Origin of the sequence: Methylobacterium persicinum (assembly GCF_022179525.1) — a bacterium.
Taxonomy (GTDB): domain Bacteria; phylum Pseudomonadota; class Alphaproteobacteria; order Rhizobiales; family Beijerinckiaceae; genus Methylobacterium; species Methylobacterium persicinum.
In genome coordinates this window covers 1-6,402 of the sequence record NZ_BPQX01000071.1, presented here as the reverse complement: position 1 = coordinate 6,402, position 6,402 = coordinate 1, and the positions used below count along the sequence as shown (strand labels likewise).

Below are 6,402 nucleotides of genomic sequence, written 5' to 3'. Positions count from 1 at the left end.
CTGCCCTCGCTCAAGGGCAGCCAATCGATCTGGCTCTTCATCACGCCGGTCAGGGTGCCGTGCCGCTCGGGCGATACCCAGACTTGGCCTTCGGACCAGATCGACAGCGCACGGAGCTCCTGCACCTTGGGATGGTCGGCGGTGGTATCATCCGGCAGGGGCAAGCCGTCGGCGTCGTAAATCCGCACCTCGCCGCCCATGGCTTCGAGGAGCCGGGCGGCTTCATAGGCCAGGAACCGGCTGAACGAGCGCTGGCGCAGGGAGCCGTAGAGGATCAGGAACCGGGGCGCGTGGGTGAACGGCATTGCCGCCTGCACGCTCTCGCGGGTCGGCACCACGAAGTGCGCCAGGCTCAGGTTCGGCAGGTCATCGGCGAAGGGCTGGGCGGGCTTGTCCAAGGATCGACCTTCTTGTATATTCAAACAATCGTTTGATGATTGAAGCGGAAATGGACGAAACGCAAGCCCTTGAAGCATTCGCGGCTCTCGCACAGGAGCATCGCCTACGCCTAGTGCGGTCGCTCGTGACCGCCGGGCCGGATGGCATGGCCTCGGGCGTGCTGGCCGAAGCGGTCGGCGTCACCGCCGCCACCGTGTCCCATCACCTCAAGGAACTGAGCCATGCCGGGCTGGTCGCCTCGCGGCGCGAAGGCCGTTCGATCATCTACAGCGCGGCCTACCCGGTGCTGTCCGACCTGATCGCCTTCCTGATGCGCGACTGCTGCCAGGGCCGCCCGGAGGTCTGTGCCCCGGCGATGGCCGCACTAGCCAATTGCTGTCTCCCAAACGGAGAAACCGCCTGTGTCTGAGCCGTTCGACGTCGTGATCTACCACAACCCCGAGTGCGGCACCTCGCGCAACACCCTGGCGATGATCCGCAACGCCGGCATCGAGCCGCATGTGGTCGAGTATCTGAAGACCCCGCCGAGCCGGGCGCTGCTGGTGCAGCTCCTCGCCCGCGCCGGCCTGGGCATCCGCGACGTGCTGCGCGAGAAGGGTACGCCGTTCGCTGAGCTAGGCCTGGGCGACCCGGCGCTGACCGACGCGCAGCTCCTGAACGCCATCGAGGCGCACCCGATCCTCATCAACCGCCCACTGGTCGTCTCGCCCAAGGGCGTGCGCCTGTGCCGGCCTTCCGAGGCCGTCTTGGACCTTCTGCCGTTGCAGCAAGGCGAGTTCGTCAAGGAAGACGGCGAGCGGGTCGTGGACGAGCACGGCCGCCGCGTCGCCACCGCCTAAGCCTTACGCCTACTAACAAGATGAAACCGCCCGGATGCTCGCGCTTGCCCTGTTCCTCGTCACCCTCGTGTTCGTCATCTGGCAACCCAGGGGCCTCGGGATCGGGTGGAGCGCCTTAGCCGGCGCTGGCGTCGCCCTTGCCACGGGGGTGATCCATCCGGGCGACATCCCGGTGGTCTGGCATATCGTCTGGGACGCCACCTTCACGTTCGTGGCGCTCATCATCATCTCGCTGCTGCTGGACGAAGCCGGGTTCTTCCATTGGGCGGCCCTACACATCGCCCGATGGGGCGGCGGCCGGGGCCGGCGGTTGTTTCCCCTGGTGATCCTGCTCGGTGCGGCCATCGCCGCCGTGTTCGCCAACGACGGCGCCGCGCTGCTGCTCACCCCCATCGTGCTGGCGATCCTTCTGCGTCTCGACTTCAAACCTGCGGCGGCGCTCGCCTTCATCGTCGCCTGCGGGTTCGTGGCGGACTCGACCTCCCTGCCGCTCGTGATCTCCAACCTGGTCAACATCGTCTCCGCCAACTTCTTCGATGTGACCTTCGGCCGGTACGCGGCCGTGATGGTGCCAGTGGACCTCGTCTCCCTGGTGGCGACCCTGTTGGTCCTATGGGCCTACTTCCGGCGCGACGTACCGGAGGCCTACCCCGTGGATGCCCTGGAACGCCCGGCCGAGGCCATCCGTGATCCGCTGGTGTTCCGGGCCGCGTTCCCGCTGCTCGGCGTGCTCTTGCTCGCCTACTTCGTCACCGCGCCGTTCGGCATGCCGGTGTCGGCCGTCACCTGTGCCGGCGCGGTCGTGCTGCTGCTGCTTGCCAACCGGGGCGGGGTCATCCCAATCCGCAAGGTGCTGACCGGCGCCCCCTGGCAGATCGTCCTGTTCAGCCTCGGCATGTACCTGGTGGTCTACGGCCTCCGGAACGCCGGCCTGACCGACGAGCTGGCGAAGGGCCTGACCTGGCTCGCCGGGCACGGACCGTGGGTCGCCACCGTCGGCACCGGCTTCGCCGCCGCGATCCTGTCCTCCGTCATGAACAACATGCCGAGCGTCTTGATCGGGGCGCTCTCGATCCAGCAGGCCCCGGACCTCTCTCCGCTGACTCGCGAGTTGATGGTCTACGCCAACGTCATTGGCTGCGACCTCGGTCCGAAATTCACGCCGATCGGCAGCCTCGCCACCCTGCTCTGGCTCCACGTCCTCGACAGCAAGGGCCAGAGGATCACCTGGGGCCAGTACATGAGAGTTGGCCTGGTCATCACCCCGCCCGTGCTGCTGGTCACCCTTCTGGCGCTCGCGGCCTGGCTGCCGCTGCTCGGCACTCGGTAGGCGCCCTGTGTCCGAGGCTCGCCGCTAACCGATGATCTCAGCCTTCGGCATCGTGCAGAGCCCACCACGTCATTCGCCTCGACCCCGGATCGGAGCTTTCCGTTGGCAAGTAGCGACGACCACTTTGAGGAAGGCCAAGCGCCTATTCGTTAGTCCGGCATGGGTCGGTAGGAGGCCGTCTGCTTTTTCGGCCGACAGTCTCCCAAGCGGCCGTTCCGCTTACGGCCAAACTGCGTCGTGTCGGATCGCCATCGGCGGCAAAACCGGGCGTTCGGCTTGGCGCCAAGAGCTGACATGAGCTCGCTGCCCGAAACCGGACGTTCGGCTTCGCGCCAATACCGGCCATGCGGCACGTTTTCGGTTAGCCTTATGAGCGGACGCGGCCGCGCAAGACGAGCAGGACGGCGAGCACCTGCTCGGAATGGGCAGGCCCTCCAGGCCAAGATCGCCGCGCTTACCGATTGCGCCAAGTCGCCGGATCGAGGCCGCCCGCGTATAGGGCAGCCTCGCCAAAGTTGAGTACCTTTCAACCGCTTCCTCGCCCTGGAGTTCTTGGACCGGGTGATGGAGGAGATCATCGAGATCATACCGGACGGGGCGCTCCCCTTATGGACGACCTGCACCGTAACGGACGGCGAGCCGCCAAAAAGCGGCGCAGCGGTGGGCCTTCACGGCGGTGGAGCCAATCATCACCTGGGAGGGCAGCCCGCCAGTTCGGGCCAGAGTCTCGAACAACTCGATGCAGACCCCCTTGGCCGCCCAGCGCACGAAGCGATTGTAGAAGGTTTTATTCGGCCCGTAGTGGTCGGACGGTGAGTTCAACCCAGCGTACCGGACTTCAGCACGGGGACGGTGCCGTTGATGACGCTTCGGTCGTCCACGCGCACCTTGTCCCGCGTGTCGTCGGGCAGAAGCCGTGCGATCTTCGTGAACTGCTCGTCCGTCAGGCAGAAATCGTCCATCGGCCCCTCGCGCCGATGCCCTGAATCACACCAGAGCCGTCAGCGCCACCCTTATGGGTCCGGACGCTGGGTCGGACCAAAGCAATGGGAAGACGTTTGCATAACATTCGGCGCCGAATGGAACGGGCAACGTATGTGCATTGCAGGCGACTTTTCACGGAAGTGAAATGCGTTTTGTGCCATGTGCCACCAATGTCGCAGGGCCTGACTGTGGAATTCCTCACATTCTGGAACCGCGCCTAGAAGGCCTATGGACGAACGATATAATCGCCGCTCCGTGTCCCAGCCAGGCCATAATCCATAGGATCGTGATTACTTGATCATATTCCGCCGAAATGTGCTTGTCAGGTTTATTTTATACTCAAATACAGACAACGATGATCTAGTATCTGCTTCAAAGAGTGCGAAGCTAAGCCTATCTTAGGCAAAGCGGCTGGTCAACATTTTCGCTTGATGCCTAGAGAGATCGCCTTCAGTCATCGACCTAGAAATCGCAGAGAAAAATTCATCTCTAGAAATACCAAGTTCCTTGAGTTGAACCACCAGGGCGTCCGCGTGCGCCATCTCCAAGAGATCAAGTTTGATTTTCATGGTCGGCGGTAGGGGGATTTTGCGGCCAAATCGCTTGCCTATGGACATAAAATTTCAGCTCGATGATTGAAGAAAATATCAGAACGAATCGCTCGATCAATGAAGCCTATCACAAATTGAATAATTTGATACACGTCACGTATGTAAATGACGCAATCTCCGCAAAAAGATTATTATTACACACCGCCGCTTGTAAAGAAGTGCGTCGAGTACCAAATCTTGCTCAGATCAGGCGACTTCAATAGTCTAGCCCAGCGAGCGGCCGACAACGTAGCTTGAGGGCGGACACTTGGCGGTTGCAGAAACCGAGGCAAGCGCACAGGCAGATGCCAATTTCGTATGATAATACTTACATGAGTTGTGACCGTTGATGCGCTTTAAAACACCGAATGAACATCGTCGCATCAAATTGTATGCAAATTCATATTTCGAAATCGAAACTACTCAAAACTTATCAAGCAAGAATTCGGTAAAAAATATCATCGTGGATTGTGGACGATCTCGCTATGAACACTACAAGACTTACTGGCATTGAGTTCAGCTGGTTCAGCAAGTGCCAATTACTGGCATCAGATTACGGAAAGCGCTGGGGGATGGATTTAGAGCCTGATTTTGCAAACCTGATACAGAGCGTAGCCCTTGACGCACGTACGAGCTTCACGGGACCGCAGTCGATGCGTCGCGTTGCCGGCCGCTTGGCTTCAGCAGCGGATGCAATCGACACGTCGCTGGACGATCAAGATCGAAGTTCGGATGCGTGCCGTGACAGTGCCCGCTCTACGGCAGCGCTACGATATCTTTCTTCGCAACTGGCGAAAACGGCGGCCGATGTCGAAGCATGGAAGCACTCTTCCCCTGCGCACGACGCCGAGCTGGTGCCTGCCGCGCCTTTACCGTCAGTAAGCGGATAATGTCGATTATCTTGCCACGCTTATTTGTAGCACGGGTTCCAAGAAAGATCGAAGGATTTCCGATGATCTCGTTCACGCCGAATCCTCATAAGTTGAGGGTGACACCATCTGCCAGGGAGCCGGGCCGGTTCGACTGGTCGATTACCCGAGACGACGTCATCGTTCGCCAGTCGCCTCGGTCGTTCGGCTCTCAAGGAGCTTCAGAGGCGAACGGCGATGCGGCTTTCAGGGAAGTCACGGCGCGTTGGCAGGGGCGATAGCCATCGCCCCGAAACCGATGTCGCGGCGCTTTCAAGCTATGTTAGTATTTCGTCGAAATAGCGAGCGTTGATTAGCATAGCATCCGCATGCTGCAGAGCAGCACGAAATTCTTAAATTGATTTCCCGCCGCCCAAATTTCTCATTGGAACCGGTGCTTTAAATATTGCTGCGGCTGTCAATTTCCTATACAGTTAGATAAACATCTTATAGAATGTGGTGCTTTTTGATTGAAAGTTGGGAATAAGGATTTTCCAGTTGATCGAGTTTTTTGACCGGGCGGGCCAAGCGGCCGCTTTTTGCCAAGACGGACAATCGATCTGCCTCTGGGACGGGACGCCAGTAGGATATCTCGTGAACGATGCGGTCTATGCCTTTTCCGGGCGGCTTGTTGGCTGGTCGCAGAACGGTTGGATCTGCGACGAGGACGGAAAGCCCATACTCTTCGAGTTCGACGCCGTCGGCGGTCCGGAAAAGCCAAAGCGGCAAACCAAGACTGCAGCAGGATTGGGGCTCCCCCTCCCGATCAAGGTCACTCCCGATCCCCGCTCGCCTCGACCGACCATGTCGCATGTCTGGTCGGATCGGCGGTTCGCCGACCTCGTCTGATGGGGGAAGAATGGACCACGGATTTTCTATGCGAAGCTGTCCCAGTGGGCGGGTGCTTCAAAACGAAGATCTCGGTCTTTCAGGTCCCGGGTCATTGTCGTGGCCCCCGGCGGGGCGACGACCGGATCGTGCGAGCCACGGAACTCAAACCAAACGTCGAGCCTCCGCCGCCGGCCCGAGCCAACAGAGACCTGAAATGATCTGTCCGTATGTCATTGACGTCCTCGTCGAGCAGCACGGCCGACTGACCGAGTTGCTACGCAAGATGGACGATGGCCGGTGGTGGTCCAAAGACAGTGCCAGCAGGCTCGAAGTGGACGAGGTCGCCGTGCAAGCCGACCGAATCCGCAGCGCCCTCGATGTGATCACGCGTCTCGCGACCGAACTGGAATTAGAGGACGGTGTCGGCGGTGGGTCGCAGCTGACCCCTAGGCCCGCTCAGAGACCGACGCCGGGGTTCTAATAGTACTCATCCGGCGTGGACCGCTGCGGCTCTATTTCGG

Annotated in this window: 7 protein-coding genes and 1 pseudogene; 4 read left to right on the top strand and 4 right to left on the bottom strand. The window is 60.5% G+C overall.

The window, feature by feature from the left end:
* Positions 1-398: NAD(P)H-dependent oxidoreductase (locus tag MFF22_RS23715; RefSeq protein WP_238253185.1), on the bottom strand; the 398-nt coding region annotated here is incomplete at its 3' end.
* A 50-nt stretch (positions 399-448) separates the two neighbouring features.
* On the opposite strand from MFF22_RS23715, the gene MFF22_RS23710 reads away from it, so the two are divergent.
* The 3 genes from MFF22_RS23710 to MFF22_RS23700 are packed head-to-tail and all read left to right on the top strand — an operon-like array spanning position 449 to position 2,568.
* Complete coding sequence (locus tag MFF22_RS23710) at positions 449-808, top strand: ArsR/SmtB family transcription factor (RefSeq protein ID WP_238253186.1); 360 nt, start codon at positions 449-451, stop codon at positions 806-808.
* Complete coding sequence (gene arsC, locus MFF22_RS23705) at positions 801-1,238, top strand: arsenate reductase (glutaredoxin) (RefSeq protein ID WP_238253184.1); 438 nt, start codon at positions 801-803, stop codon at positions 1,236-1,238. Before MFF22_RS23710 ends, arsC begins: the two co-directional genes overlap by 8 nt.
* 34 nt (positions 1,239-1,272) lie before the next feature.
* Positions 1,273-2,568 carry an arsenic transporter gene (locus MFF22_RS23700; protein ID WP_238253182.1) on the top strand — a complete coding sequence of 432 codons (1,296 nt, stop codon included), beginning with the start codon at positions 1,273-1,275 and terminating at the stop codon, positions 2,566-2,568.
* 648 nt (positions 2,569-3,216) lie between these two features.
* On the opposite strand, the pseudogene MFF22_RS23695 reads toward MFF22_RS23700, so the two are convergent.
* The 3 genes and pseudogenes from MFF22_RS23695 to MFF22_RS23685 form a co-directional block, all read right to left on the bottom strand.
* Positions 3,217-3,530: pseudogene (locus tag MFF22_RS23695) on the bottom strand (transposase); the annotation flags it as partial.
* Between the two features lie 420 nt (positions 3,531-3,950).
* A complete protein-coding gene (locus MFF22_RS23690; protein WP_238253180.1) occupies positions 3,951-4,169 on the bottom strand; it encodes a hypothetical protein in 219 nt (72 codons plus the stop codon).
* 729 nt (positions 4,170-4,898) lie between these two features.
* A complete protein-coding gene (locus tag MFF22_RS23685) occupies positions 4,899-5,108 on the bottom strand; it encodes a hypothetical protein (RefSeq protein ID WP_238253178.1) in 210 nt (69 codons plus the stop codon).
* A 440-nt stretch (positions 5,109-5,548) separates the two neighbouring features.
* On the opposite strand from MFF22_RS23685, the gene MFF22_RS23680 reads away from it, so the two are divergent.
* Positions 5,549-5,899, top strand: a complete 351-nt coding sequence (locus MFF22_RS23680) for a 4-fold beta flower protein (RefSeq protein WP_238253175.1) — start codon at positions 5,549-5,551, stop codon at positions 5,897-5,899.
* The last annotated feature ends 503 nt before the right edge of the window (positions 5,900-6,402 follow it).